The sequence below is a fragment of the Cytophaga sp. FL35 genome (assembly GCF_014349235.1).
In the GTDB taxonomy this organism is placed as follows: domain Bacteria; phylum Bacteroidota; class Bacteroidia; order Flavobacteriales; family Flavobacteriaceae; genus Euzebyella.
In genome coordinates, this window is the sequence record NZ_JACSOH010000002.1 from 234,554 (window position 1) to 258,887 (window position 24,334).

Here is a 24,334-nt window from a genome sequence, read left to right on the forward strand (position 1 = left end):
TACGTTTTAACGTCCTTTTAATGCAGAAATACATACTTATTATTGGTGCCTGCGGGCAAATAGGAACGGAGTTGACCCTTACCCTTCGCGAACAATACGGAAATGATAAAGTTATTGCCAGCGATATTAGAGAAGGGAGCCATAGTCTAATGCAATCAGGTCCATTTGAAATTTTGGATGCCACGGATTACGATGCCCTAGAAGAGGTTATTGCCTATTATGAAATTAGCGAAGTTTACCTAATGGCTGCTATGCTAAGCGCCACTGCGGAAAAGTTTCCTATGAGGGCATGGAATTTAAACATGAATTCCTTGTTTAACGTACTTAATCTCGCCAAAGAAAAAAAGATAGACAAGATATTTTGGCCGTCCAGTATTGCTGTTTTTGGCCCCAATACCCCGGAAAACCAAACGCCCCAGAGCACAATTATGGAACCTACAACGGTCTATGGGATCAGCAAGCAATCTGGAGAGCGTTGGTGCAGTTACTATCACCATAAGTTTGGTGTGGATGTTAGAAGTTTAAGGTATCCTGGTCTCATAAGCTGGAAAACGATGCCCGGCGGGGGTACTACGGATTATGCCGTTGAAATCTATCATAAGGCGTTGACCGAAAGTGCTTATACCTGCTTTTTAAAAGAAGACACTTCCCTACCTATGATGTTCATGGACGATGCCATAAGAGCCACCTTGGAACTCATGGAGGCCGACGAGCAAAAAATAAAGGTCCGTTCCTCATACAATCTGGCGGCAATGAGTTTTACACCTAGTGAAATTGCCAAGAGCATTCAAGCATATATCCCCAATTTTGAAATGAGTTATGACCCTGATTTTAGACAGGATATAGCAGATACATGGCCCAGTAGTATAGATGATTCCCAGGCCCGAGAAGATTGGGGCTGGGAACCAGCTTTTGATTTAAAAAAGACCACCCGGGAAATGTTGGACAATCTTGATAAATCTTAATTATGGAATCGTAATTTTTTCTCAATTGCCACAATCATGGCATTTGCTAAATCTTTGCCTGTAGCATTTTCTATGCCCTCTAAACCAGGTGAGGAATTTACCTCTAGTAATAATGGCCCTTTATTGGAGCGGATAATATCTACACCAGCTACGGCCAAATTCAACACTTTTGCCGCCTTTTGGGCCAGCTTACGTTCCTCTGCCGTAATCTTAATAATGGATGCCTTCCCGCCTTGATGGATGTTTGCCCTAAATTCTCCTTTTTCCGCCTGTCTTTGCATAGAGGCCACTACCTTACCGTTTATCACAAAACAGCGAATATCTTGGCCGTTGGCTTCTTTTATAAATTCCTGAACCAAAATATTGGTGTTTACACTTTTAAAGGCGTTGATAACACTTTCGGCAGCCTTGTTGGTCTCGGCAAGTACAACACCTTTACCTTGGGTACTTTCCAATAATTTAATAATCAACGGCGCACCGTTTACCATTTTTATAAGGTCTTTGGTATCCATAGGAGATTTGGCAAATCCTGTAATGGGAATATGAATATCGTTCTTAGCGAACAACTGAGACGAAAACAATTTATCCCGGGATTGAGATATAGCTTCGGCGGAATTCTGGCAATATACCCCTAAAGTATTGAATTGCCTGATCAGGGCACAACCATAAAAGGTTACAGCAGGTTTGATCCTAGGAATAATGGCATCATATTCCTTTAATATATTACCGCCTCTATACCTAATTTCCGGGGAATGGGCATCTAATTTCATGTAGGCAAGCTCCGCATTTAAAAAGACAATTTCGTGTCCTCTTGCTTCAGCTGCTTCCATAATTCGTTTATTACTGTACAAGTTGGGGTTACTGGCTAAAAGACCAATCTTCAAACCAGTTTTTTCCTTATAAAACGGTGCATATTTATCGTTGACCTCCTCATCTGTAAACGACTGAACCTGAAAACTCTCTGCAGGGTTCACTATAAAACGATCGATGAGTGCCTCCCTACCCAGTAACATACGAAACTCCATGGTATCCCTATTGGCCAAAGTAAGCTCCAAATCAAATTTGTGCTCACCCATTTTAACCAAGCTGCGCACCACCAATCGTTCTTCTGAAATACCGGAGGAACTTTTAACCATTCTCCTATCTACCAATTTGGCTTCGCAGAGGATGGTGATACTTCTATTTTCTTGAAGCGGGTTGACTTCAAACTTAACCCATTCTTGCGCCCCTCTGTTTACAACCTTAATGTTGGTGGCTTGAATTGATGAAGTTTTTGCCCCGGAATCTACCCTGGCCTTTATGGCCGGTATTCCCAAGTTTTCAAAAACACACCACTCTTCGCTTCCTATAATCTGTAAATCTGTCAATTTCCTTTTTTTGTAAGTTTAAAAATATCAGTTCTTCTGTCCTTCAAATTTCTCACCGCACCAAACTGGTTTAATTCGCGAAGCAAATCTATATCCACATCGGCAATTAGAATCATTTCCGCATTGGGAGTGGCTTCTGCCTTTATTCCATTGGTAGGAAATGAAAAATCGCAAGGAGTAAATACCATACTCTGGGCAAATTGTATATCCATATTGTTCACCTTCGGAAGGTTACCAACGCTACCTGCAATGGCTACATAACATTCATTCTCAATGGCCCGTGCCTGGGCACAATGTCTTACCCTACTAAATCCGTTTTGGGTATCTGTTAAAAATGGTACGAACAAAATATCCATTCCTTCCTCAGCAAGGAGTCGGCTTAACTCCGGAAATTCCACATCATAGCAAATAAGGATTCCTATTTTGCCACAATCCGTATCAAAGGTTTTTAATTGGGTTCCTCCCTGCATTCCCCATACCTTGGATTCATCCGGGGTAACGTGAATTTTCTCAAATCGTTCTACGGAACCGTCCCTTTTACATAAATAACCCACATTAAATAAGCGGTTATCCTTCATTTCGGGCATGCTTCCCGTAATAATATTGATGTTGTAGGATATAGAAAATTCAGAAAATTTTTGAACAATGGTCTCTGTATGCTTTGCCAATTCCCTAATGGCCTCCGACTCTGATAAATGATTGTTTTCCGCCATCAAAGGAGCATTGAAGAACTCTGGGAACAAGGCAAAATCCGATCGGTAACCGGAAACAGAATCTATAAAAAATTCTGCCTGCTCCAATAATTCTTCCATTTTCTTATACGGCCGCATCTGCCATTGAATTAACCCTAGCCTAACTACTTTCTTTTTGGTGGCCGCTTTTTTCGTGGGTTTTTGATAATAGATATTGTCCCACTCCATTAGAACGGCAAACTCTTTGGATGCCTTATCACCCTCTAAGTACCCTTTAAGGATTTTAGCAGGATGAAAATCATTATTTATCTGAAAGCTTAGGACCGGATCATGAATTTCCTTTCTCCTTACTTTATCTATGTATTGTTTAGGAGTTAACTTATTGGCATACTGATGGTAATTAGGAATTCTACCACCAAAGGCTATACCCTTAAGATTCAGTTTTTCGCAAAGCTCCTTTCTGTAATCATACAACCTTCTACCCAAGCGCAAGCCCCTAAACTCTGGCTTAATGAATACATCAATACCGTAAAGGATATCTCCGTCCTCCGTATGGGTACTAAATGTTTCTTGTCCCGTTATTTCTTGGAAGGTATGGTTATCCTCAAAATTGTCATAATCGACAATTATGGATAAGGAACATCCGGCCAATTGACCGTTGACCTTAATTACCACTTGCCCCTCGGGAAAAAGCTTGATCAAGGATTTGATCTGCTTTGCAGCCCAAAAGGAATCTGGCATATTTTTATACACTTCCTTCATGGCCGTTTTTAGTTCCTGATAGTCTTTCAGGTCTAAAAACTTGAGCTCAACGTTTTCTATGTCTTTAGATATCATAGGTAGATGATGTTACGGAATTCTCCCCAACTCACAAATTAATCATGGGAAGAATTCCGTTATTTTTTCTAATCATCGTCTTCCATGTCGCCCATTGCTTCTGGGTCTGGCTCTACAACGGCATCTGGATCATCATCGTCAAAATCCTCGTAATCATCCTCGTCATAGTTTTCCATGGTGTATTCAAGCTTGGCACTAATTTTTACCAAGTATTTGGTATCTTCAGTTAAAACTTCCACGGCCTCGATACGTTCACCTTGTGCATTACGGAAAGAAATAATATTTCGGTCATCGTAACCGTCAGGATACTTTTCCACCAAAAGCCTTAAAACTTCGGGGGTAAGTTTTTTAAAATCAACGATTACTCGTTTTAGATTTGAATGGTCTTTTTTATTGCTCATAGGTCTAAAAGATAGGCAAAAATTAAAGGTGCAACAATGGTGGCATCACTTTCTACGATAAACTTTGGCGTATCGATATCTAGCTTGCCCCACGTAATTTTTTCGTTGGGAACAGCTCCTGAATAAGAGCCATAACTTGTGGTTGAATCACTGATTTGGCAGAAATAGCTCCAAAACGGAGTGTCTGTACGCTCCATATCCTGATACAGCATTGGAACCACACAGATAGGAAAATCTCCAGCAATTCCACCACCAATTTGAAAGAATCCAATACCATTTTCCGAATTATCGGTATACCAGTCAGCCAAAAAAGTCATATACTCAATTCCCGATTTCATGGTGCTGGCCTTTAACTCCCCTTTCAACACGTAAGAAGCAAAAATGTTACCCATGGTACTATCTTCCCAACCTGGGCAGACAATAGGTATATTTTTTTCTGCGGCAGCGTACATCCAAGAATCCTTGAGGTCTATTTCATAGTACTCCTCCAAAACTCCGGATAATAACATCTTATACATAAACTCATGTGGCAAGTAGCGCTCACCCTTATTCTCAGCATCTTTCCAAATTTTAAAAATATGCTCTTGCAAGCGGCGAAAAGCCTCTTCCTCTGGAATACAGGTATCCGTAACCCTATTAAGCCCTTTTTCCAAAAGGTCCCATTCCTGTTGAGGGGTAAGGTCCCTATAATTGGGCACCCTTTTATAATGGCTATGGGCTACCAGGTTCATAATGTCTTCCTCTAGATTGGCACCGGTACAGGAGACAATATGTACTTTATCTTGGCGTATCATCTCTGCGAAGATTTTTCCCAGCTCTGCAGTACTCATTGCTCCTGCCAAGGAAACCAACATTTTGGCTCCTTTGTTCAACTGGTCTTCGTAACCCTTTGCGGCGTCTACCAAAGCAGCCGCATTAAAGTGCAAGTAGTACTTTTCAATGAATTTGGATATTTCTCCTTTAGTCTTCGTCATCTTCAAATTTTAGATTGGTATTGCCCCCTTTGTAATCTAGATTATAGGTGTTGTCATATTCGTCATCTACGGCCTGTCCCATAAATTTATAGCTTAACATCTTGTAGTACAATTTTGCAGCCAAGAAATCTGAACTTTTATCGTTGGTGTTGGGGCAGAGTTCTACAATATCAAAACCAACTACATTTTTCTCTTCAAATACTTGCTTGAGAAATTCTAGGGTTTCGTACCAAAAAAGGCCTCCTGGCTCCGGTGTACCTGTAGACGGTAAAATAGATGGGTCAAAGGCATCTAGGTCCAATGTAATAAAAACGTTGTCCGTCAACAGATCAATCACCTTGTCAGTCCAATATTCATCATTTACCATGTCATGGGCAAAGAAAGTTTTTTCCTCGTCCATGAAAGTCTTCTCAATCGCATCCATAGAGCGTATACCTACCTGCACCAAGTTAGTGTTCTGGCTAGCTTCATGTACTGCACAGGCGTGATTGCAACTAGTACCTTCATAGGTCTTTCTTAAATCTGCATGGGCATCAATATGCAACACGCTCAAATTATCAAAACACTCATTGAATGCTCTAATAGAACCGATAGAAATGGAATGCTCTCCTCCAAAAAGGGTAACAAACTTGTTTCTCTTAATGTAATCCTTGGTCACTTTATGAACGGCGTTTACCATAGCTTCCGGCGAACTTTTTTCAGATACAGGTTCACTCAGGTAGATACCTTGTTCGTAAACCTCGGTATCCGTTTCTATGTCATAAAGCTCCATATTTTCGGAAGCTTCCAAAAATGCTTGGGGACCTTTATCGGCTCCTTTCCCCCAAGTACTGGTTCCATCATACGGCACCGGTATCAAAATTACCTTGGCCGTTTCTAGTTGGGCGAATTCGTCGGGAATTCCGGCGTAATTCTTTTTTGCACTCATTTTAGTAAAATTAAAGAGTTTGTTTTAAAAATTTATACTTGAAATTACTTGACCCTATTGGTCAATTTTTGCTTTTTTCTTTGTCGTTTCTACCTTTTTCAATCCATTATAACCTAAAATGGACAAAAGATCTTCTGCTGTTTGTTGTTCGCTGAACAGCTCATAAGTAAGCTCACCTTGAGCATCCCTATCAATTAAAATATGTTTAGGCTGAGGAATCAAACAGTGTTGTAAACCGCCAAAACCACCAATAGTTTCTTGGTAGGCCCCTGTATTGAAAAACCCAATATAGAGGGGTTTATCCCTTCTAAATTTAGGTAAGTAAATAGCGTTCATATTCTGTTCACTATTGTAATAATCATCGCTATCACAGGTGAGACCTCCTAACAATACCCGTTCATACTCGTCCTTCCACCTATTAATAGGCAAAAGAATAAAGCGTTTATTTATCGCCCAAGTATCTGGCAAAGTCGTAATGAAAGAAGAATCTATCATGTTCCACTTTTCGCGATCGTTCTGCTGTTTTTGGTATAATATTTCATAGATGGCGCCTCCACTTTCACCTACGGTAAAACTTCCGAATTCGGTAAAAATATTGGGAACGGGAACATCTGCCTCTTTACAGGCAATGTTTATCTGGTTAATAATTTCATCCACCATATATTGATAGTCATACTCAAAGGCCAAAGAGTTCTTGATAGGAAAACCGCCCCCTATGTTCAAACTATCCAAACTTGGACAAATCTTCCTTAGTCTAATATAGACCTTTAGACATTTAAGAAGTTCGTTCCAATAATAGGAGTTGTCCCTAATACCCGTATTAATAAAAAAGTGAAGCATCTTTAGCTCAACCTTATCATTATCCTTTATTTGGTTTTCGTAAAATGGGACAATGTTTTTATACCCGATTCCTAAGCGGGATGTATAAAACTCAAATTTGGGTTCCTCTTCAGAAGCTATACGAATACCTACTTGGTAATCTCCATTGATTTCATCTGAAAGCAAATCAATTTCTTCATAATTGTCAATGATGGGAATACAATTCTGATGCCCTTCATTTATCAACCTTCCAATATTGGTAATGTATTGCTCACGTTTGAAGCCGTTGCAAATTACATAGGTGTCATTTTTTATCTTTCCTGCCTTCTTCAATTGCTCTACGATATTAATATCAAAAGCGGAGGAAGTCTCTATATGGACTTCATTATTTAAAACTTCACCTAAAACATGGCTAAAATGAGAGCTTTTGGTACAATAACAATAATGGTATTTTCCCTTGTATTGATGTTTCTCAATGGCCGTTGCAAACCACTTTTTAGCTAGATTAATATTTTGTGAAATTTTTGGCAGGTAGGTAAATTTTAGAGGACTACCGTATTTCTCTACCAGTTCATTTAAGGGAATATCATGAAACTTTAGAAATTCACCTTCCAGATTAAATTCCTCTTGAGGAAAATAATAAGTCTGATCAATAAGATCAATGTACTTAGTGTTCATTTAATTGTTGATTGCATTACTGGGTGGAAAATATAGGAATGGCCATTAATTAAATAGCGCAATAAAAAAGATAAATGGCTCAATCCCTTAACTAAAAATTATATCTGTAATGTGTTAATTTGGTCTAACAAATGAAAACAAAAAATATTAGAAAACAAGCATTAGCCGAGAAATTACGACAAATTGTTCATTATGGATTTTAATAGTGGTCTTAATACCTAAATTTTTTCACAATTCACTCATTACAAGTTACTTAATTTTTATATTTTCAATTTATACTATTAAAAACGCTGTTCCATGAAATATAGATGTCATATTATTTTACTGTTAACAATTACAATGAGCTTTTTTACGGCTCCCTTTGCCTATTCACAAATAAAAAACGGAGCCTATTTTTCTACGTTAAAAGACGAAAAACATGAATTGAAAATTGATGGCGATTACCTAACATGGACAGTTTATAAAGAAGAGCCCGCAAATTTTATTAGGACCGTAGGTGGATTTTTCACAGTAGAAACGGGAAAATTGTTGGTGAATTTAGAATTCAACTCGGAATATGACGACAATAATAGGAAGCAATTGGCTTACCCTATTGATTTTTCTAACGGACAAATTCTTATAAGTATCCCTGAAAAATTGATTTTCGATAAAACAAAAGAAAACACGCAAGAACTTGACGGTAAGTGGCTTTTTGCCACCAGAGGCCCCGATACCGGACAAGAAAGACGCGGTGACGACAACCCCAGAAAGACTTTAAAATTTTTAATGGATGGAAGGTTTCAGTGGATTGCCTATAATACAGAAACATTTAAATTTCATGGCACAGGAGGAGGTTCATTTACCTCTACCAGCGGAAATTATATAGAGGAAATAGAGTATTTTTCAAGGGACGACTCCAGAGTGGGCGCCACCCTAAAATTCCATTACGAATTAAAAGACAACGATTGGCACCACACTGGAAAAAATTCGAAGGGCGAGCCTATGTATGAAATTTGGTCCAAACGTTGAATAATTTTACAAAAAGTCAATTTGGAAAAAGTAGCCCCGGCAAGAATCGAACTTGCATCTAAAGTTTAGGAAACTTCTATTCTATCCATTGAACTACGGGGCCAATTGTAGAGGGAGGCAAAATTAAGAATACTTTTTTAAGAGCCTCTTACTTATCTCCGGATATTTTAATAAATTTTCTAGATAGACCCTACTTTTCATCTTTTTGATATGTTTTTCGATTCCCAATGCAATCGTCCTATTAGGAACCGGCAAGGTAAAATGATACTGCCAAGGAATTGAGTTTTTAGTTACGCCAATGTTCAGTTCAACATTATTATGCCAGTTCAGACGGGTTTCTAAATTCGCTGTCTCACCAATGTAGAATCCTTTGGTTTTTTCCGATTGGATTACATATACATAATGCATACATAAATTTAGGAAACTTCTCCCGATAGCTATCGGGACTATCCATTGAACTACGGGGCCAATTGTAGAGGGAGGCAAAATTAAGAATACTTTTTTAAGAGCCTCTTACTTATTTCCGGATATTTTAATAAATTTTATAAATAGACCCTACTTTTTATCATATTTCCACTTAAAAAGGGCATCTACGTTTCGTATATGCCCTTCCTTTAATTAGTATCTATCGAAGAACTTTTTAAACGTTCTCAGGAACCTCAAATCCTTCGCGATAATCTCTAGTTAAATAGGTATCTGCCTCAGCGTCATTTATAAATTTCTCCGTTTTTGGATCAAAATTCAGAACTCGTCCCGTTCTGTAGGCAATGTTTCCTAAATGGGCCAGACCAGAAGACAAATGCGCTGTTTCTACTGGGCCATTAAGTATAGATTTGTCGTGTTTACGAACCGCTTCAATAAAATTGGCAAAATGTCCATCGGTACCACCGTTACCACGATCCATACCAGTGCCGGACTCTCCTCCGTCTTCTCCAGATTTTCCAGGAGTTCTATCTTTACCTAGATAGGTTTTGTATTTATCATAGCCATCAACTACCAATACCCCTTTATCTCCATAAAAAATATTCCCTACTGTAGCACCTCCCTCAGTATTGGTACACCAAGGACGTACTTCAAATTGAATAATCTTGTTCTCTTCTGGATATTTATATACCGAGGTTAGTACTTCGGGAGTTTCCTTACTATCGTCCCAAAGGAATTTACCCCCCATCGCAGTAATTTCTGAAGGTAGACCAACATCAAGTCCCCACATACAGAGGTCCGTTTCATGGATACCTTGGTTACCAACATCACCATTGCCATAATCCCAATGCCAATGCCAGTTGTAGTGGACCAGGTTTTCCGTAAAAGGTTCCTTTTGGGCAGGTCCTGTCCAAAGATCATAATCCAATCCTTCGGGAACTTGGGAAAGACCTTTGTCCCCAATATCGGGCCTCCATCTAAATACCAATCCACGAGACATATAGACCCTACCAATATAACCATCGCGCATTAACTGAATCGCCTCATTTATAGCCGGTGAACTTCTTAACTGAACACCATGTTGTACAATACGATCATATTTATTAGCAGCCTCGACCATTTTTCTTCCTTCCCAAATATTATGGGACCCGGGCTTTTCAACGTACACGTCTTTCCCCGCTTGACAAGCCCATATAACGGAAAGAGCATGCCAATGGTTAGGACTTGCAATACTGACCACATCAATATCCTTATCGTCAAAAACCCTGCGTAAGTCTTGCTCTAAAGAAACTTTTTTATCATATGTCTCTTTAAATTCTTTCTGTCTGTCCTTCAAAACATTCATATCGGGATCGCACAAGGTAGCCACCCTAACATTGTCTTGGTTCATTAAGCTTTTAATGTGTGATTTGCCCCTTCCATTTACCCCAAGAACGGCCGCATTGATTCGGTCATTTGCCCCGAAAACGTTTGCGGACACAATAGTTGGAGCTGCAACAATTCCTGTTCCCGCAACGGCAGTTTTTTTGATAAATGATCTTCTACTAGATGATTTCATTTTCTCGTTAATTAGTTTTAGTTAAGTTTTAAAGAATAAATCTTCAGGGTATAATTGTGCAATCGAATACGCAACAAAACCCAAAAGAACAAGGTGAAGATAAGAATTCTCTACATAAATTCTCCTAAAAAATTAGTAATTTGCCAATTAAACACTTCTGAAACTGATTATCCAGCCACCCAGACAACCAAAACCATAGAGACCAAAGTAGACCCTATCAATTTGCAAGCTGTGAAATCGGAAGGTTTTTTTATTGTTCTCCCGTTGAAAAGACGATGAACAAACAGGCTATTACAAAACAAATAGCGAAAAAACAGAAAAGGACAATATAGTTATCCATAAGTAGGTGTTTTCCTCAAAAGTACTCAAAATCACCTGATACAAATTGAATGAATATTAATTTTCGATGAAATCCCCGTTATTAATAAGTCGTACTGATTTTAATCGATCATAATGTTTTGTTAATCGGAAAGAAGGACATTCATCGATAAACCACACATAGGTTGAGTCTGAGCCTCACCCACAAACTAAATATTTCTTTAACAGTTATTTAAAACTTCCTTGAATAGAGCAATATTCTTTCTTTTAAGGTCACTAGTGAAAATTCATGTATTGTAATTTCATGATAGTTCAAAATCGTATGGGATAATTAATAATCTAAAAAACAATCATTATGAATAAAGATCAGTTAGAAGGAAAATGGAAACAGATCAAGGGAGAGTTTAAACAGAAATATGGTAAAGTGACCGGAGACGACCTCACCTTTACCGAAGGAAAGTTTGACGAAATGTTAGGAAATCTTCAAGAGCAGACAGGTAAAACCAAAGAAGAGCTGAAAGAGGAGATAAGAACTTGGTAATATGAACTGAGCCCCGATGTACGGGGCTCTTAACATTTCTTATAGGCCAATCACACGCTAATCATAAATCTCAACTACCATATCAACCTCAATAGCAATATCACCTGGAAGAGACCCCATACCAACTGCCGCTCTCGCATGTTTCCCCCTTTCTCCAAAAACGGCTACCAGTAAATCTGAATACCCGTTCACTACTTTTGGCTGGTCTGTAAAATCTGAAGTGCAATTGACCATTCCTTTAACTTTAACGATTCGCTTTACCTTATTAAGATTTCCTAATTCTGCTTTTAAAACTGACAGTTGATTGATTCCCGTAAGCCTAGCTGCCTCATAACCATCCTCAATACTTAATTCCTTCCCAACTTTCCCCGTAATATTCTTCCCATCTGGCTTTAGTGGTCCTTTACCGGACAGAAATATAAGATTACCCGTTCTAACAGCATTCACATAATTAGCCATGGGGGAAGAAGGGGTATTTAGCGTAATTCCCATTTCTTTTAGCTTGAGTTCGGGGTTGTAATCGGGATCTATTTCAGGATTACGAGAAGAAACGGCATCGGGTTGAATGGACTCCTCTTCGCTTGCCTTATTTTCCCTAAAGCAGGACATCACCAAGAAGATACACAGAAAATATAAAGATATGAATGTGAATCTAGATTTCATTTAAAGTGGAAAGTTTGGTTCGGTAAAATTCAATGATCAAAACGTTAAATTAAGGGATTTATCTTAATCAAAAGAAGCAAGACCAAAAAAAAGTGCTCGAACACACAATTTTTATTAATCTGACAATTAAGTACTACATAATTATACTAATCGTATCTAATGTACTTACTAATTAATCGAATTTAAGGGTTCCAAAAAATTCCGGACGGTGAAAATCCGGTTTTTCCGTACCAACGGCATTCCAAGTTACATAATGTGGTTTGGATGTATCATCTCCACATTTATAGAAATTAGCCTTTGAAACTAATCCCTGTAAATTGATTTCCTTAGAGAAAGTCCATGCCTCTTCCTGAATCAATACCGTCATTTCCCATTGGTGGTTACCACTTTTTTCTTCAAACGGTGCATCACCCAAACTTGAAATTGTTTTGATGTATTTTTCTATTACTTCCTTATCCACAAATTGACGTTCTCCCCTACCCGGACCATAGGCCAGATGAGTGGTGCCAATGCAGTTAAACTCAAAATTATAGTAGTGGCCATCTTGCAAAGGGTCTATAAAGAATTCCACGCAACTATCTCTGTGGGTAGGAGAATTAGCTTCTGAAAATTGGGCTAGAATATGCCCTTCTTCCACATAAAATTTGAGCCAAATTTCGTTTTGATGACGTGCTATTCTAAATTGTACCGTTGGTCGATACGAAAAGGAGTCCCAATTAATTGTAGCAATTTCCTGAAGGGCAGTGTGTTTCTCCAACAATTCGGAAACCTGCTTCAAATCTCCATTGGCATTGGTGGTGATTTCTTTAACCATCAAGGTCTTTCCCATATTCTTTTCTGTTTGTGACATGGTCATTAAATGTATTAAAAGGGCGGGTATGATGAAAATTCTAAGAATCATGAATGTCCTTACTTAAAATCCGAAGGTACATAATTTTGAGGCTTGCTATTTCGGGAAGTTCTTTTGCCGCATTTTTAAGTCTACGCTTCACAATTGAAATTATCTTTTTTGTATCTTGTTAGTCAATCCTTTACCAAACTCAACTAATGAAACTCACTCAATACCCAGTCTATTTGACTCTGGTAATCTTTTATTGTCTCAGTAGTTGTGGCCCCAGCCTAGATGATGAGGTGGCCGAAGCTTACGAAAGGCTTCCCGATAAAATAGATTTTAATTTTCACGTAAGGCCCATCTTGTCCGATCGTTGTTTCCATTGCCACGGACCCGATGAAAATACCCGAATGGCAGATTTACGATTAGATACTGAAGAAGGAATGTTCTCCTACATTCCCGGTAAAGAAGAATTTCCGGTGGTAGGTGGGTCTCCATCCAAAAGTGTTCTTATTGATCGTATTCTGAGTGGCAACCCCGAAACGGTCATGCCCACCCCTGAGTCTAATTTGAATTTGAGTCCGGACGAAAAGGCTACTTTGATCAAATGGGTAGAGCAGGGCGCAGAATTTAAAAACCACTGGGCCTATTCCCCTCCCCAAAAGGCACCTTTACCGAAAACCTCCCAAACTGATTGGCCCCTTAACCCCATCGATTATTTTGTTCTCAATAAGTTGGAACAAAACGGATTGCAACCATCACCGCAGGCCAGTAAAGAAACCCTCATCAGAAGGTTGACTTTTGATTTAAACGGACTGCCCCCTAGTTTAATGGAAATCGAAGATTTTATCAATGACACCTCGCCCCAGGCGTATGAAAAATTGGTCGATAGACTGCTCGCGTCCCCTAGATTCGGTGAACGATGGGCTTGGGAATGGTTAGATGTTGCCCGATATTCAGACACTAACGGTTTTCAAGGCGATTTTGAACGCGACATGTGGCCGTGGCGCGATTGGGTCATCAAGGCTTTTAACGACAACATGCCTTATGATGAATTCACCATCAAACAATTGGCGGGCGATCTACTCCCTAACGCAACGGAAAACGATATACTCGCTACCGGCTTCAACCGTAACCATACTTACAACGCGGAAGGCGGCACCATTCCTGAAGAAACACGGGTTACGAATGTTTTTGACCGCGTAGAGACTACCGGAACCACGTGGTTGGGGCTCACTATGAACTGCGCAAGATGCCACGACCATAAGTACGATAACATCACACAAAAAGAATATTACCAGATGTTCGACTATTTTAATCAAACTTCTGAAAAGGGCGGGCAATACACCGGCAATGTAAAACCTCTTTTGAATATGAGTTCAGAGGAAAAAAAGAACCAAATGGCACAGTTGGAAGCATATATTCAACAACTGAACCAAAAAGTAGATGAATTTGAGCTTAAAAAATTTCCTAGGGCAAAAGGCTTACCGGCATCGGAATCCGAGGTTGCAAAAAATATTAAAGGGGTAGACCCACGTATTCTCTTGGGCTCCGCAGCGGGGCGCGGTAATTATGGTTTAAAACAACTGGTCAACTATTTTAAAACCAGAGACCGCACTTATACGGCTATACTCAAAGAGCTAGTTGACACAAAGGATAAATTGGGAAAGGAATCAAAAACAGCCGTTCAAGTAATGGTGATGGATGAATTGCCCGAACCTCGTTATACTTTTATTTTGGAGCGCGGGGGGTATAACAAGCCCCAAATGACAGAAACTATTTGTGCCGATGTACCATCTGTTCTTCCAGCAGTAAAAAATAAAAACAATCAAAACCGACTCAGTTTGGCGCAATGGTTGGTATCCGACGAACAACCGCTGACACCCCGAGTAACCGTCAACCGCTATTGGCAGGCTTTTTTCGGGAATGGCATCGTAAAGACCATTGAAGATTTTGGGGTACAAGGAGCTTTGCCTAGCCATCCGGAATTGCTCGATTGGTTGGCCGTTGATTTTAAGGAAAATGATTGGGATCTTAAAAAACTGATCAAAACCATAGTGATGAGTGCTACCTACCGGCAATCTTCTATTATGACCGAAGAGCTAAAGGAACGCGACCCCGAAAACCAACTATTAGCACGAGCTACCCGACTACGTTATCCTTCGTGGATGTTACGTGACCAAGCGCTTTTTACCAGTGGACTAATGGTCGATTCCCTAGGTGGAAAACCGGTTAAACCCTATCAACCCGAAGGTATATGGTCAGAGGCCACTTTTGGAAAAACCATTTACCAACAAGATGTGGGCGAAGGTCTCTACCGTAGAAGCCTGTACACCTTTTGGCGAAGAATTGTGGGCCCTACTTTTCTGTTCGACAATGCTTCAAGGCAGGTATGTGAAGTAAAAACACTCAAAACGAACACACCCCTACATGCCCTTACCACCCTAAATGATATCACTTATATGGAAGCCGCTCGGGTATTGGCAGAAAAAATAATAATCAATAAAGGTCCCGATTTAGACCGATTGACCTACGGCTTTCGGCTGGTCACTTCCCGAAAACCAAAAAGCGAGGAACTCCATATTCTTCAAAATCGACTGAAGAAATTGCGGGCTGAATTTTCTAAAAATCTTCCTGAGGCCGAAAAAATGGTAAGCATCGGAGATTATAGAACCGACAACACCCTCGACTTGGTAGATTATGCCTCGTATACTGTCCTGAGCTCCATCCTTTTTAATCTAGACGAATCGATTACCCGACAATAATGAAGAACCAAAAACTACACCCGTTCGATGCCTATCAAGCGCAGATTACCCGTCGCAATTTTTTCGGTAAAATGGCGCAAGGTATCGGGGGCATGGCCCTCGCCAGCATGCTGAATCCGATTTCGGTACTCGCCAAAGAGCCCTTTTCTACGGCAGGCCCCAGCAGATTGCCCCACTTCGCCCCAAAAGCGAAAAGGGTTATTTACCTATTTCAAAATGGGGCTCCTTCTCATGTAGACCTTTTTGACTATAAACCTATGCTCAAAAAATGGCACGGGAAACAGATTCCCGATTCGTTAACCGCAGGTAAACGTTTTTCAACCATGACGGGTGGGCAAGCAGCTAGGCCGGTAATAGGGGAAATTAGCAACTTCGCCCAGCATGGCCATAGTGGTGCATGGGTATCGGACTTTATGCCCGAAACGGCCAAGGTAGCCGATGACTTATGCTTTGTTAAATCGATGTACACTGAATCGGTCAACCACGCCCCTGCCATTACTTTTTTTCTAACGGGTTCTGAACAGCCCGGAAGACCGAGCATGGGTTCATGGCTTACCTACGGATTGGGAAGTACGGCCAAAGACCTTCCTGATTTTGTTTGTATGACTTCTAGGGATAAGGAGGCCAGTTGCGGACAGATTTTTTACGATTACTACTGGGGAAGCGGTTTTCTGCCCACCAAGTTTCAAGGAGTGAAATTCCGAGGGGGAGGCGACCCCGTACTCTATTTGAAAAATCCTGAGGGACTCAACAGAAGTCTGAGAAGGGATATGTTGGACGACATTCAACAACTCAATGAAATTAACCTGAAAGAATACGGCGACCCGGAAATAAATACCCGAATTGCCCAATATGAAATGGCCTATAAAATGCAGGTGAGTGTACCCGACCTCACCGATTTCTCCAATGAACCCCAACATATTTTAGATATGTACGGGCCCGATGTTCACCGTAAGGGAAGTTTTGCCTATAACTGTCTGATGGCAAGAAGACTTGCCGAGCGCGATGTGCGATTTATTCAATGCATGCACGCGGGTTGGGATCAACATACCAACCTCAACCATCAGTTGATTATACAATGTAAAGATACCGACCAGCCCAGTGCCGCCCTCATTAAAGATTTAAAACAACGGGGCATGCTCGAAGACACCTTGGTAATCTGGGGCGGGGAGTTTGGCCGTACCCCTTTTTTACAAGGTAATATCAAAGACACTTACAATTGGGGCCGAGACCACCACCCTTACGTTTTCACTTTATGGATGGCAGGTGCGGGTGTAAAACCAGGTTTGACTTATGGGGCTTCGGATGAGTTTGGCTTCAACCCTGTTGAAAACAAGGTACACGTACACGATTTTCAGGCCACCGTCATGCACCTTATGGGTATCGACCATGAACAATTCACCTTTAAGCACCAAGGACGAAGGTACCGCCTCACCGATGTACACGGTCATGTGGTTAAGGGCATTCTGACTTAAATCTCTAAAATTTCCGATACGCTCGGTTCGTGATAGATTTTCGCTACCCAATCTTTTCGGTTGGTCAATACGGCCCGTTGGTTTATAGAACCCTTTTCAGTAAGTTCCCCTCTTTTAGCACTAGGTTCAAAATCTGCAATCAACGCCTTTTTGACAAAGGTGGAAGCGCCCGTATTTCGTTTAAAAATGGCCGTCAACGCCTTAATTAATCGTAAACGTAGCTCCTCCAAAGTCATTTTTTGGCGCATGTTCGCATCTAGAAATAGTAAGGCCCCTACAAAACTTTGGTCGTGACCGGTAAGCACCACGTCTTTAATAATTCCGTTCGACTTATTTATCAACTGGGTACGAAGTAAACCGACATTTACCCAAGTTCCGGTATTCAATTTAAAATTTTCGGTGATGCGCCCATCGTAGACCAACCCTTGGTTCGCGTCTTCGGCATCTTGGAATTTTAAGGCGTCACCGCTTTTAAAATAACCCTCTTCGTCAAAAGCATTTTTAGTCTGAAGGTCATCGCGCCAATAGCCGGGCGTTAAATTGGGACCTTTAAAGCGTACTTCAAAGGCATCATCGCAAGGCACTAATTTGGCACTGATTCCCGGAACGGGCACTCCTAAATTTCCCGAAAGTTGATCATATCGGGTATTGAACATGGTCGACGGACAAGCTTCGGTCATTCCGTATCCGGAAGAAATCAAAATTCGCTTCCCAACCGTTCGCAAAGCGAGCGCGTCTAATCGATCACGCACGTGCTGCGATAAACTAGCCCCCCCGAAGAACAGCATTTTTAACTGACTAAAAAATAAGGAACAGAAATTCTTGTCCTGCTCTAATTGTACTACTAGTTCTTCAAAACCTTTGGGCACGTTAAAGTATACGGTGGGTGCAATCTCTTGTAAATTTCTCACGGTAATTTCGGTGCCAGCAGGAGTGGGGTTTCCCTCATCGATATATAAAGTACCGCCATTGTAAAAAACGAGTCCGAAATTATGATTGCCTCCAAAGGTGTGGCTCCAAGGCAGCCAATCCATCAGGAGCAATCCGCCATTGGCCATAAAGGGATAGGTTTGCGTAATCTGTTGAAGGTTACAACTGAGATTCCCTTGGGTATTGATGACTCCTTTGGGCATACCTGTAGACCCTGAAGTGAATAATATTTTTGCAATCGTATCGGCTGTTAGTTGCTTATGAGCTTGTTCAACTGCCTTTGTAGGGGACACGCCGAGCAATTGATCAAATAACATAGACCCGTTAATCGGGTTTTCCGCTACGACCAAGGGCGTATCAACACCCAAAACCGCATTAAGTGCATTTTGATAACGCTGTCCATCTTGAACGAAGACCAAACCCGGGGTCAATAACTGAATGCAATGCTTCAGTTTTTTATAATCTTTAGATTTTAAGGAATAGGCCGAACTAATGGCCGAAAACGGAATACCTACATGTTGGGCCGCCAAGGCCAAAAGGGCATGCTGCCAACTATTGCCCGAAAGTACCACTATGGGGTGCTCTTTATCCGCACCGCTATCAATTAAAAACTGAGCTACACTCAACATTTTTTTCCAGACCTCGGCGTAGGTCAAACGGTACCAATTACCATCGGCATCTCGTTGGGCCAATAAGATTTTCTCAGGATTTTTATCCGCCCAATACCGCAGTCGCTCCGTTATTTTTTCAGGATAGGTATCCAAAGGAAGACTAGAACGCAATAAAATACTGCCGTCGCTTCTAGTGTTTTTTTCGATGTCTATAGCGGCAGTCGGAACTTCTAAGTAGGCGATATCTTGTTTGGTTTCCAAAAATGGGATGTTATTTAGCGGCCATACGAATGGCCCCGTCCAAACGGATGGTCTCCCCATTCAGCATTTGATTTTCGATAATTTGTTGGGCCAACTGGGCGTATTCTTCGGGTTTTCCCAAGCGGGAAGGAAAAGGAACCTGTTGCCCTAACGATTCTTTGACTTCCTCTGAAAAGCCCATCAACAAAGGGGTTTCAAAAGTTCCGGGCGCAATGGTCATCACACGAATACCAAAGCGGGCCAATTCGCGAGCTATCGGAAGCATCATGGCAATAATGCCGCCTTTGGAAGCCGAATAAGCGGCCTGCCCGATTTGTCCTTCATAGGCGGCTACCGAGGCAGTATTGATAATAATGCCACGTTCACCACTCGCTTCGGGCTTGTTTTTCTGAATGGCTTCCGCTGCCAATCGCAACACATTAAAAGTACCGATCAAATTGATTTGGATCACCTTTGAAAAAGTTTCAAGCCGGTGTACGCCTTTTCTACCCAAAACCCGTTCTCCTGGACCTATACCCGCACAATTAATGGCACCGTGCAAAGCTCCAAAATGAGCTAAGGCATTGGCTATTGTTTGTTTAACATTTTCTTCGTCGGTAACATCGGTTTTAAGAAATAGGGTAGCTGCTCCCAATTCTTCTTGGGCTTGTTGACCAGCAGCTTCGTTTACATCGGCAAGCACCGCATTGCCACCTTTGCTTACAATCAATTGGGCGGTGGCCAACCCCAAACCGGAGACCCCTCCGGTAATCAAAAAAGTCTTGTTCTCTATTTGCATAGGTTATGTTTGGCTAACTTGAAATCAACATGCTTGAAGTAGCCCGTATTTTAATTTCCAACACGAATATAAGGATATCCGTTGGGACAGCTACCGGAAAAATACATGCCCCATTTGATTAAAACCATTTATTTCCTTGAAGTTTAGTAACTTGTAGGGAACTCAGCAACACTTTTACGACATATGAAACGGAAACAGTTCATTAAAACTACCTCAGCGGCCGTTGTAGGAAGTATACTTACCCCCATGGTTTCTTGCAAAACTGAAAAAAAACCTACCCCAAAAACAATAGAAACTATGCAAAGAACCAACTGGGCGGGTAATTACACGTATAAAGCGGAGCAGATACACGAACCCAAATCAGTAACGGAAGTACAGGAACTGGTTAAAAAATTGGATGTTCAAAAAGCCTTGGGCTCCACACATTGCTTTAATGATATTGCGGACAGTCCTAAAAACCAAATTTCCACCAAACACTTAAACAAGATAATTGAAATCAATAAAGAAAATAAAACCGTACGGGTAGAGGCCGGCGCCCGATATGGGGATTTTGCCGAAATACTACATAATAAAGGGTTCGCCCTTCATAATTTAGCTTCCCTACCCCACATTTCCGTTGCAGGTGCCTGTGCCACAGCCACACACGGCTCCGGTGTTAACAACAAAAATCTTGCTGGTCAAGTAGTATCCGTAGAATTGGTAAAACCAGATGGTAGCCTAGTAGAGCTTAGTAGAGAACATCCAGATTTTGGGGCCGTTGTAGTTGGCCTTGGTGCCTTTGGTATTATCACAAAGGTTACCCTCATGCTACAAGATACTTTTGATGTTCAACAGGATGTTTTCCTAGACCTTCCCTTGGAATCCTTAAAAAGCAATTTTGAAAACATCATGCAAAGTGGCTATAGTGTGAGCCTTTTTACCGATTGGATGGACAATAAAGTGAGTGAGGTCTGGGTGAAACGAACATTTACCCCGGATATGACCGATTTGGGAACGAATTTTTTTGGAGCGGTGCCGGCCTCAAAAAATATTCACCCCATAGTAGCCCTGGATGCCGTAAACTGTACGGAACAAATGGGAGTTCCCGGACCTTGGTACGATAGACTTCCCCATTTTAAAATGGGCTTTACCCCTAGCGCGGGCGAAGAACTGCAATCTGAATATTTTATACCTAGGGAACATGCCGTTGATGCTATTTTGGCCATTGAGAAAATGAAGGATGAGATTTATCCGCATATACTTATATCCGAAATTAGGGCCATTGCGGCAGATGGTTTTTGGATGAGTCCCTGTTTTCAACAAGATTGTATCACCATTCATACCACCTGGCAGCAAAAACCACAGGAAGTAATGGCTTTGTTACCTAAAATCGAAAAAGCCTTAGCTCCGTTTAATGCTAAGCCACACTGGGGCAAACTGTTTACTCTAGATGCTAAAACCCTGCAGGCACGATACCCCAAGTACAACGATTTTGTGGCATTGGCCCAAAAATACGATCCACAAGGTAAATTTAAGAACAGCTTTTTAACCGAACATATTTATAGATAAATAGCGTATTAGAAATTAAATTTATAAGAATAAGTAATAGCTATTGCACTAATATAGTAGAATAGCAGAACTATATTAACCAACAACAGCACTAAAAGAACGCTCTTGACCTTTATTTAAGAGGAAATTCATAATTTCAAACAAAACTTTTCAATCATGGCTTCATTCAACTTAAAAATCAACGGTACCACCCAAAAAGTGGAAGCAGACCCCAGTACACCCATGCTTTGGGTATTGCGCGATCACCTAAAATTAGTGGGAACCAAATTTGGTTGTGGCATTGCCCAGTGTGGTGCCTGCACCGTACATTTGGGAGACAATGCAGTACGTAGCTGCCAATTACCGGTATCCGCTGTAGGAGAGCAGCCAATTACAACCATCGAGGGACTTTCGGAAAATGGCGATCACCCGGTTCAAAAAGCTTGGCTGGAGGTTGATGTTCCCCAATGCGGTTATTGCCAAGCAGGGCAGATCATGACGGCCTCGGCTTTTTTAAAGAGCAACCCAAACCCTACAGACGAGGAAATCTCTACGGCCATGAACGGTAATATTTGCCGCTGTGGAACGTATACAAGAATCAAAAAAGCGGTAAAGTTAGCGGCCGCAGATTCCGAATAAGCCTGTACCTCAACTACTCTAAAACCTAGAAAAAATGACACTCGTAAAAACTAAAATAGGCAGACGCTCCTTTATAAGAACATCCGCCCTTGCCGGAGGTGGAATGATGGTGGGCTTTAGCTGGCTAGCATCATGTAAGATGACCCCAGAGCAAGCAAACAACCTGCCCAAGGAATGGTTCGACATCAATGGATTTTTAAAAATTGCGGACAATGGCCAGGTAACCATAATGAGCCCCAATCCGGAAATTGGCCAAAACGTAAAAACGGCCATGCCCATGATCGTGGCAGATGAATTGGATGTGGATTGGAAGGATGTGATCGTAGAACAGGCACCTTTAAATCTAGATGTCTTTCAACGTCAATTGGCCGGTGGCAGCCAATCCATCAGGCATGGCTGGGAAGGTCTCCGCATGGCAGGTGCCACGGCACGAAAAATGCTGAAACAAGCAGCAGCCAAGGCTTGGGAAGTACCTGAAGAGGAAATTAGCACGGCAATGGGAAGATTGGAGCATAAGGCTAGTGGTAAATCGGCTGGATATGGCGAAATGGCATCCGCTGCGGTGCAGGTAGAAAAACCGGACGAAGCCCCAGAATCCATTGAGGCACCGGAAGAGGTAGAACTTAAAAGTATCGACCAATTTACCATTATTGGAACAGACCGCAAGAATGTGGACGGACCCAACATCATAACGGGAAAGCCTCTTTTTGGAATAGATATCTATGAAGAAGGAATGCTAACCGCTATGATCGTACATCCACCGGCATTTGGGCTTACCTATAAATCCATGAATGCCGATGAAGCCAAAGGCATGCCGGGAATCAAGGATATCTTTCATGTAACCGTTTATCCAGAAGATGCTGAAAAGCAATGGAGTGACGGTGGCGGAATCCCAGAGTTGGTCGCCATTGTTGGGGAAAGTACCTGGCAATGTTTGCAGGCTAAAAAAGCTTTACATGTAGAATGGGACACTACCGAAGTTCTGGAAAGTACCAAAAGCTATGGGGATGATCTTAGCAAATTATTGGAAGCACCCCTTGAAAAACCAGCACGTGCAGATGGCGATTTCAAAAAAGCATTTGCAGGTGCCCACAAAACTATAGAACGCACTTACAGTGCGCCTTTTTTAGCACATAATACCATGGAGCCCATGAACTTTTATGCCAGTGTTACGGCAGACAAAGCGGTTTTAAAGGGCCCCATTCAAACTCCTGAATTCTTAGAGAAGACGCTTGCGAGCGTCTTGAAAATGCCACTGGAAAAAATTGATATTGACATGACCCGCATGGGTGGCGGATTTGGCCGTAGACTTTATGGCCACTTTGGTGTTGAAGCTGCCGTAATTTCGCAAAAGGTGGGTGCACCTATCAAATTGGTCTATAGCCGTGAGGATGATATGACCCAAGGAACCTACCGCCCTGCCTACAAAGTCAATTTTAAGGCCGGATTGGATGCCAATAATCAATTGATCGCTTGGTACGTAAAAGGGGTAGGCACCAATGATGACCTCATCTTTGAAAACCGATTTCCTGCTGGCGCAGTAGATAATTATTTAGCGGAAAAGAACAGTCTAAATACCAAGATTACAACCGGAGCTTGGCGTGCTCCCCGTTCCAATTTTATCGCGGGCGCAGAACAATCTTTTATGGATGAAGTAGCGGAACTGGCCGGAAAGGACCCAATTGAATTTCGTTTGGAACTGTTTGATAGAGCTACTTCCAACCCAGTGGGCGACCCGGAAAAGAACGATTATGACCCACAACGATATGCCGGTGTATTAAAACTGGTCAAGGAGAAGAGCAATTGGGGCAATGGGGATAAAGCTAGGGGGGTAAGTGCCTACTATTGCCACAACTCCTATGTGGCCCAAGTTCTTGATTTGGAGATGAAGGGCAACCAACCACAAGTAGATGAGGTGTGGTGTGCGGTGGACTGCGGAATTGTAATCAACCCTATAAGTGCAAAGAACCAAATTGAGGGCGGAATTATAGATGGCATAGGGCATGCCACTTTTTCTCAAATGACCTTTGAAAAGGGCGCGCCCCAACAGCAAAATTTTGATGATTACCGTCTTATTAGACATTCTGAAGCTCCCAAAGCCATACACTCCTATTTTGTGGATAACGGTATAGACCCCACAGGTCTGGGAGAACCTTCACTGCCACCCATAGTTGGCGCTTTGGCAAATGCCATGTACAAGGCTACGGGTAAGAGGGTATATAACCAACCATACATTCTGGAAAAGGAAGTGGTGGGATAATTGTATTTGGAAGGCAAGATGAACAAACGGGCAAAGGAAAATTCCTTTGCCCGTTTCTTTTGTACTTTATTTTAATAATCTTCT

At 41.5% G+C, this 24,334-nt stretch carries 20 protein-coding genes and 1 tRNA gene; 8 read left to right on the top strand and 13 right to left on the bottom strand.

The genetic code is table 11. The features are described 5' to 3' along the window. The first annotated feature begins 20 nt into the window (after positions 1-20). Positions 21-965 (top strand): NAD-dependent epimerase/dehydratase family protein, encoded by a 945-nt coding sequence (locus tag BIZ36_RS02235; protein ID WP_187456232.1) that lies wholly within the window; start codon positions 21-23, stop codon positions 963-965. Here the strand turns inward: BIZ36_RS02235 and rimK are convergent. The 6 genes from rimK to BIZ36_RS02265 form a co-directional block, all read right to left on the bottom strand. Then, positions 962-2,332 carry a 30S ribosomal protein S6--L-glutamate ligase gene (gene rimK / locus BIZ36_RS21385; RefSeq protein WP_187456233.1) on the bottom strand — a complete coding sequence of 457 codons (1,371 nt, stop codon included), beginning with the start codon at positions 2,330-2,332 and terminating at the stop codon, positions 962-964. The two genes, BIZ36_RS02235 and rimK, sit on opposite strands and share 4 nt — an antisense overlap. Further along, positions 2,329-3,861 carry a bifunctional GNAT family N-acetyltransferase/carbon-nitrogen hydrolase family protein gene (locus tag BIZ36_RS02245; RefSeq protein ID WP_187456234.1) on the bottom strand — a complete coding sequence of 511 codons (1,533 nt, stop codon included), beginning with the start codon at positions 3,859-3,861 and terminating at the stop codon, positions 2,329-2,331. Before BIZ36_RS02245 ends, rimK begins: the two co-directional genes overlap by 4 nt. A gap of 68 nt (positions 3,862-3,929) precedes the next feature. Further along, a complete protein-coding gene (locus BIZ36_RS02250) occupies positions 3,930-4,262 on the bottom strand; it encodes a hypothetical protein (RefSeq protein ID WP_187456235.1) in 333 nt (110 codons plus the stop codon). Beyond that, positions 4,259-5,236, bottom strand: a complete 978-nt coding sequence (locus BIZ36_RS02255) for a deoxyhypusine synthase family protein (protein ID WP_187456236.1) — start codon at positions 5,234-5,236, stop codon at positions 4,259-4,261. Before BIZ36_RS02255 ends, BIZ36_RS02250 begins: the two co-directional genes overlap by 4 nt. Continuing rightward, positions 5,223-6,164 carry an agmatinase gene (gene speB, locus BIZ36_RS02260; protein ID WP_187456237.1) on the bottom strand — a complete coding sequence of 314 codons (942 nt, stop codon included), beginning with the start codon at positions 6,162-6,164 and terminating at the stop codon, positions 5,223-5,225. The genes BIZ36_RS02255 and speB overlap by 14 nt, the downstream gene beginning before the upstream one ends. Before the next feature lie 54 nt (positions 6,165-6,218). Next, positions 6,219-7,661 (bottom strand): type III PLP-dependent enzyme domain-containing protein, encoded by a 1,443-nt coding sequence (locus BIZ36_RS02265; RefSeq protein ID WP_187456238.1) that lies wholly within the window; start codon positions 7,659-7,661, stop codon positions 6,219-6,221. 297 nt (positions 7,662-7,958) lie between these two features. Here BIZ36_RS02265 and BIZ36_RS02270 point away from each other — a divergent pair, with 297 nt between their 5' ends. After that, positions 7,959-8,669 carry a hypothetical protein gene (locus tag BIZ36_RS02270; RefSeq protein WP_187456239.1) on the top strand — a complete coding sequence of 237 codons (711 nt, stop codon included), beginning with the start codon at positions 7,959-7,961 and terminating at the stop codon, positions 8,667-8,669. Positions 8,670-8,700: 31 nt separating this feature from the next. Here the strand turns inward: BIZ36_RS02270 and BIZ36_RS02275 are convergent. The 3 genes from BIZ36_RS02275 to BIZ36_RS02285 form a co-directional block, all read right to left on the bottom strand. After that, positions 8,701-8,772: transfer RNA gene (locus BIZ36_RS02275), tRNA-Arg, on the bottom strand. A 20-nt stretch (positions 8,773-8,792) separates the two neighbouring features. Beyond that, a complete protein-coding gene (locus tag BIZ36_RS21240) occupies positions 8,793-9,077 on the bottom strand; it encodes a GIY-YIG nuclease family protein (RefSeq protein WP_187456240.1) in 285 nt (94 codons plus the stop codon). Positions 9,078-9,309: 232 nt separating this feature from the next. Continuing rightward, on the bottom strand, positions 9,310-10,650 hold the full coding sequence (locus BIZ36_RS02285) for a Gfo/Idh/MocA family protein (RefSeq protein WP_187456241.1): 1,341 nt from the start codon (positions 10,648-10,650) through the stop codon (positions 9,310-9,312). Between the two features lie 673 nt (positions 10,651-11,323). On the opposite strand from BIZ36_RS02285, the gene BIZ36_RS02290 reads away from it, so the two are divergent. Then, positions 11,324-11,509: a CsbD family protein gene (locus BIZ36_RS02290; protein ID WP_187456242.1), complete on the top strand. Its 186-nt coding sequence runs from the start codon at positions 11,324-11,326 to the stop codon at positions 11,507-11,509. A gap of 57 nt (positions 11,510-11,566) precedes the next feature. Here the strand turns inward: BIZ36_RS02290 and BIZ36_RS02295 are convergent, their stop codons facing one another. Both BIZ36_RS02295 and BIZ36_RS02300 read right to left on the bottom strand, forming a co-directional pair. Next, positions 11,567-12,172, bottom strand: coding sequence for a RidA family protein (locus BIZ36_RS02295; RefSeq protein WP_286174509.1), 606 nt, complete (start codon positions 12,170-12,172; stop codon positions 11,567-11,569). 172 nt (positions 12,173-12,344) lie between these two features. Beyond that, positions 12,345-13,073 carry a carbohydrate-binding family 9-like protein gene (locus BIZ36_RS02300; protein WP_187456243.1) on the bottom strand — a complete coding sequence of 243 codons (729 nt, stop codon included), beginning with the start codon at positions 13,071-13,073 and terminating at the stop codon, positions 12,345-12,347. A 146-nt stretch (positions 13,074-13,219) separates the two neighbouring features. Between BIZ36_RS02300 and BIZ36_RS02305 the strand changes: the two genes are divergently transcribed. Beyond that, positions 13,220-15,769, top strand: a complete 2,550-nt coding sequence (locus BIZ36_RS02305) for a PSD1 and planctomycete cytochrome C domain-containing protein (protein ID WP_187456244.1) — start codon at positions 13,220-13,222, stop codon at positions 15,767-15,769. After that, entirely contained in the window at positions 15,769-17,244 is a 1,476-nt protein-coding gene (locus BIZ36_RS02310) for a DUF1501 domain-containing protein (RefSeq protein ID WP_187456245.1), read from the top strand. The genes BIZ36_RS02305 and BIZ36_RS02310 overlap by 1 nt, the downstream gene beginning before the upstream one ends. Here the strand turns inward: BIZ36_RS02310 and BIZ36_RS02315 are convergent. Both BIZ36_RS02315 and BIZ36_RS02320 read right to left on the bottom strand, forming a co-directional pair. Further along, complete coding sequence (locus tag BIZ36_RS02315; protein ID WP_286174510.1) at positions 17,241-19,046, bottom strand: feruloyl-CoA synthase; 1,806 nt, start codon at positions 19,044-19,046, stop codon at positions 17,241-17,243. The genes BIZ36_RS02310 and BIZ36_RS02315 overlap by 4 nt on opposite strands. 10 nt (positions 19,047-19,056) lie before the next feature. Further along, complete coding sequence (locus BIZ36_RS02320; protein ID WP_187456247.1) at positions 19,057-19,824, bottom strand: 3-hydroxyacyl-CoA dehydrogenase; 768 nt, start codon at positions 19,822-19,824, stop codon at positions 19,057-19,059. Positions 19,825-20,007: 183 nt separating this feature from the next. On the opposite strand from BIZ36_RS02320, the gene BIZ36_RS02325 reads away from it, so the two are divergent. The 3 genes from BIZ36_RS02325 (at position 20,008) to BIZ36_RS02335 (ending at position 24,250) form a co-directional block, all read left to right on the top strand. Beyond that, positions 20,008-21,372, top strand: a complete 1,365-nt coding sequence (locus BIZ36_RS02325) for a D-arabinono-1,4-lactone oxidase (protein ID WP_187456248.1) — start codon at positions 20,008-20,010, stop codon at positions 21,370-21,372. 156 nt (positions 21,373-21,528) lie between these two features. After that, a complete protein-coding gene (locus tag BIZ36_RS02330; protein WP_187456249.1) occupies positions 21,529-21,990 on the top strand; it encodes a (2Fe-2S)-binding protein in 462 nt (153 codons plus the stop codon). 34 nt (positions 21,991-22,024) lie between these two features. Then, positions 22,025-24,250 (top strand): xanthine dehydrogenase family protein molybdopterin-binding subunit, encoded by a 2,226-nt coding sequence (locus tag BIZ36_RS02335; RefSeq protein WP_187456250.1) that lies wholly within the window; start codon positions 22,025-22,027, stop codon positions 24,248-24,250. Positions 24,251-24,334: the final 84 nt, after the last annotated feature.

Coding starts and splice junctions, on each gene's coding strand:
- BIZ36_RS02235 (WP_187456232.1), top strand. CDS start 21: ATGCAGAAATACATACTTATTATTGGTGCCTGCGGGCAAATAGGAACG.
- BIZ36_RS02245 (WP_187456234.1), bottom strand. CDS start 3,861: ATGATATCTAAAGACATAGAAAACGTTGAGCTCAAGTTTTTAGACCTG.
- BIZ36_RS02250 (WP_187456235.1), bottom strand. CDS start 4,262: ATGAGCAATAAAAAAGACCATTCAAATCTAAAACGAGTAATCGTTGAT.
- BIZ36_RS02255 (WP_187456236.1), bottom strand. CDS start 5,236: ATGACGAAGACTAAAGGAGAAATATCCAAATTCATTGAAAAGTACTAC.
- speB (WP_187456237.1), bottom strand. CDS start 6,164: ATGAGTGCAAAAAAGAATTACGCCGGAATTCCCGACGAATTCGCCCAA.
- BIZ36_RS02265 (WP_187456238.1), bottom strand. CDS start 7,661: ATGAACACTAAGTACATTGATCTTATTGATCAGACTTATTATTTTCCT.
- BIZ36_RS02270 (WP_187456239.1), top strand. CDS start 7,959: ATGAAATATAGATGTCATATTATTTTACTGTTAACAATTACAATGAGC.
- BIZ36_RS21240 (WP_187456240.1), bottom strand. CDS start 9,077: ATGCATTATGTATATGTAATCCAATCGGAAAAAACCAAAGGATTCTAC.
- BIZ36_RS02285 (WP_187456241.1), bottom strand. CDS start 10,650: ATGAAATCATCTAGTAGAAGATCATTTATCAAAAAAACTGCCGTTGCG.
- BIZ36_RS02290 (WP_187456242.1), top strand. CDS start 11,324: ATGAATAAAGATCAGTTAGAAGGAAAATGGAAACAGATCAAGGGAGAG.
- BIZ36_RS02295 (WP_286174509.1), bottom strand. CDS start 12,172: ATGAAATCTAGATTCACATTCATATCTTTATATTTTCTGTGTATCTTC.
- BIZ36_RS02300 (WP_187456243.1), bottom strand. CDS start 13,073: ATGATTCTTAGAATTTTCATCATACCCGCCCTTTTAATACATTTAATG.
- BIZ36_RS02305 (WP_187456244.1), top strand. CDS start 13,220: ATGAAACTCACTCAATACCCAGTCTATTTGACTCTGGTAATCTTTTAT.
- BIZ36_RS02310 (WP_187456245.1), top strand. CDS start 15,769: ATGAAGAACCAAAAACTACACCCGTTCGATGCCTATCAAGCGCAGATT.
- BIZ36_RS02320 (WP_187456247.1), bottom strand. CDS start 19,824: ATGCAAATAGAGAACAAGACTTTTTTGATTACCGGAGGGGTCTCCGGT.
- BIZ36_RS02325 (WP_187456248.1), top strand. CDS start 20,008: ATGAAACGGAAACAGTTCATTAAAACTACCTCAGCGGCCGTTGTAGGA.
- BIZ36_RS02330 (WP_187456249.1), top strand. CDS start 21,529: ATGGCTTCATTCAACTTAAAAATCAACGGTACCACCCAAAAAGTGGAA.
- BIZ36_RS02335 (WP_187456250.1), top strand. CDS start 22,025: ATGACACTCGTAAAAACTAAAATAGGCAGACGCTCCTTTATAAGAACA.